At 39.8% G+C, this 3219-nt stretch carries 3 protein-coding genes and 1 tRNA gene; 3 read left to right on the top strand and 1 reads right to left on the bottom strand.

Features of this window, described 5'->3' with window-relative positions:
• Positions 1-18: 18 nt before the first annotated feature.
• Entirely contained in the window at positions 19-1218 is a 1200-nt protein-coding gene (locus OMHG_RS09290) for an MFS transporter (protein WP_010650329.1), read from the bottom strand.
• A gap of 232 nt (positions 1219-1450) precedes the next feature.
• Here OMHG_RS09290 and OMHG_RS09285 point away from each other — a divergent pair.
• The 3 genes from OMHG_RS09285 (at position 1451) to OMHG_RS09275 (ending at position 3190) form a co-directional block, all read left to right on the top strand.
• Positions 1451-1540: transfer RNA gene (locus tag OMHG_RS09285), tRNA-Ser, on the top strand.
• A 202-nt stretch (positions 1541-1742) separates the two neighbouring features.
• Positions 1743-2288, top strand: coding sequence for an NADPH-dependent FMN reductase (locus OMHG_RS09280; RefSeq protein WP_010650327.1), 546 nt, complete (start codon positions 1743-1745; stop codon positions 2286-2288).
• A 188-nt stretch (positions 2289-2476) separates the two neighbouring features.
• The gene (locus tag OMHG_RS09275; protein ID WP_010650324.1) at positions 2477-3190 is read left to right on the top strand and encodes a hypothetical protein; all 714 of its coding nucleotides are present in this window, start codon (positions 2477-2479) and stop codon (positions 3188-3190) included.
• Positions 3191-3219 lie beyond the last annotated feature (29 nt).

Here is a 3219-nt window from a genome sequence, read left to right as displayed (position 1 = left end):
TTTTTATGATTTACGTCACTATGCACGTCTCCTTATCCTGATTCGCGGCATACTTAGGGTTGAACCTATCTCCTTGCCATATGGAAGGATATGATAGATCGTTAATAAGATTGTGCCGGTTACAGCGATGACACCCATTATGAAATATAACGTCTCACCGCCAAATGCATCCATAATCATTCCACCGCCAAGGGATCCAATGATACCGGTTATTCCGAAGAACCCTGCAAAAAATAGGAGATGGCCGGTGGATTGCATAGATCTTGGTATAAGTCCTGTCACATATTGGAATGCTGCTGAATAGAACACGCCGAAGGAAATCCCGTGGAGAACTTGCAATCCAACGATTCCATATGGACTGTCCACCCAAGAATATAGGAACCATCTTAATGCATAAACAAGTCCTGCCGCTATCATAAAGATTAGAGAATGGTACTTTTTAAACCAAAAGTTAGCAAATCCGAACACAAGTGCCTCAGCTGCAACGCCGGCAAACCATGCTATCCCTATTAATCCTTCCGTACCTCCAAGCTCAGCAATGTATAAGCCCATGTAGCTGTCATTGACACGATGTCCAACCATAATGAACATGACAAGGCCCATGAAGATCAGAAAGGGCTTGTTCTTAAATAATCTTCCTATGTCGCTAAGCTGGACAGGGACAGACTCGCCCTCTACATCTTTTAAGCGGAAAACGACTATTAAAGAAAAAGTGGCAAAGAACAAATATGGAATAATCATATATTGAACACCGAATATGGTCAGGATATTACCGACTACAAGTGATGAAACTGCGAATCCAATCGAACCCCATGTACGAATGGTCCCGAATGGAACATTTAGATCGTTTGCCCGGCGCTGTGCCTGACTGTCGGTTAATCCGCCAATTGGGTTTTGGAAAAAGTAAAAGAATCCAGCCAGAATCATAACCAATGTGATATCACTCATTTGGAAAAAGACAAGGCTCACGATGATTACACTTATAATACATATTAGCAGCATCCGCTTCACTGATTCGTATTTATCGCTCATAAATCCCCAAAAAGGCTGGGCAAAAATGATGGCGAGCGGGCCCATTGCCAATATATATCCGATTTGGGCCTCTTCAAATCCATTGTATTTCAGGTAGAGCGGCAAGAAGCTCATGATAATTGTATTGGATGCATTAAAGCTGAATAACAACATCTTTAAAGGGACCAAGGAATCTTTATTGGCCAAGTTATCAATCTCCCTTGTTTTATTCGTAAGGCTTTATCTTATAACTATTACCGTTAACGTTTTGAACGAAACTTTTTTATAGAATAAACCAATTGCCTTCAAAATGTAAGTGGAAATTCTTATTTGACTGATAATTTGGCTTTTTGGCCTTAAATAAATCGCATGAATGGACAAGGATAATGATTTGGTATACAATTTTCAATGTACTTTTTATACAAGCATCATTCCCTATGGAGAAGTACCCAAGTCCGGCTGAAGGGGATGCACTCGAAATGCATTAGGGCGGGCAACCGCCGCGTGGGTTCGAATCCCACCTTCTCCTCATTTGAAAATCCGTATTGTTCCATATTCGGTGATACCATCCTCAGTCAGGTAAAATATATCTCCCATTTCTTATTCATAAAATCAATGATTGAGAGAAAGCTGATAAATATATGTAAATAAATTACGTATGCTGAGATGGACTGAATCTTGTTAAAATATAGCATTGCCGAACAACATGATAAGCATTGGAGGAATTTAAGATGAAAATAGTAGCGATGGTAGGCAGTAATCGCAGCGAATCCTATAACATGAAACTTGTTAAATTTATGCAGAGCAGATATGCGGGGAAAGCAGATATTGAAATATTGCCGATTGATCAGCTTCCATTCTATAATCAGGATGACGAACTAAACCCGCCTGAGATTGTTAAAGAAATCAGAGCGAAAATAAAAGCAAGTGATGGTATCCTTTTTGCAACACCAGAGTATAATGCGTCAATATCAGCAGTATTGAAAAACGCTATTGACTGGTTCTCTCGAGTTGAGACAGTAATGGTTAACAAACCTGCTATGATTGTTGGTGCCTCCATGGGTGCAATGGGAACAGTGAAAGCCCAAATGCAGCTTCGTCAAATCCTGAATGCTCCGGGAGTAGGGACCCTTACATTACCAGGTAACGAAGTCTTCGTTGGGTCTGTTCAGAACAAGATGGATGATGAAGGGAATCTGACTGATGAATCTACTGTGCAATTTATTGATTCTGTCATTTCGAACTTTATTAACTGGACGGGAAAAATGGAAGCATAGAGCCTTATTTTCTTTCCGGCAGCAGGTATTCTAAAAATAGCGTTATGGAGACATGGTCTTCATAGCGTTATTTTTTTGCAAATTGATTATTACTGGATTAATGAGAATAAAATAATATGTCGCACTCATTTTTATATCCGACCTGGGAATGCTAAAGAAGAAAAACATTTGCAGGAAGGATGTTAAAATTGAAAAAAAGATTATTTATTTTACTATCAGCGGTACTGACGCTTTCTACGTGGCAAGCATCTGCAGCTTCTGCCCATCCCGATGAACAATATGAAGCGAAAGAAGAAGGCAATCATGGTGGGAAAGGCCAAAAACATCATTTTAAAAGTAAAGCCTTATTAAAGCTGCATGCAATTGAATTAGGCATCGAGAAGGACGGAAAAGATGAAAGTGCGCTAGCGGAGGAAGTCCGTGAGGAAATGATTAAGCGGGCGGCAGAGGAACTTGGAATTGAGTATGAAGGAAAAGACTTGGATGCAGTCGGCAAAGAAGTGAAACAGGCGAAAATAACCAATAAGGCAGAAGAACTCGGAATTGAAACGACAGGTAAAGAACCTAAAGAATTATTCAAGGAAGTTAAAGAAATACAGTTGAAGCAGAAAGCGGAAGAATTAGGGATTTCTTCAGAAGAAAAGGATTTTAAGGAACTAAGAAAGGAAGTAATGGAAACACACTTGAAAGCCGAAGCGGATAAGTATGGTATTCCAACGGAGGATAAAGACGGCCGTTCACTCCTAAAGGAAATCCATAAAGTGAAAGTGATGCAGTCTGCTGAACAATTAGGCATCAATACAGAAGGTAAAGATACAGAGCAAATTCTCGATGAAATAATTACAGAACAATACGACCAGGCTAAAGAGAAAAAAATCTACCCATTTGAAGAAAAGCACTAACAATGAGCCTAGCGGTTGCTGGGCTTTCA

The organism is Oceanobacillus massiliensis str. N'diop, assembly GCF_000285495.1.
Classification (GTDB): Bacteria; Bacillota; Bacilli; order Bacillales; family Amphibacillaceae; genus Oceanobacillus; species Oceanobacillus massiliensis.
The sequence above is the reverse complement of the archived record's forward strand: the minus strand, read 5'-3'. Positions and strand labels throughout refer to the sequence as shown.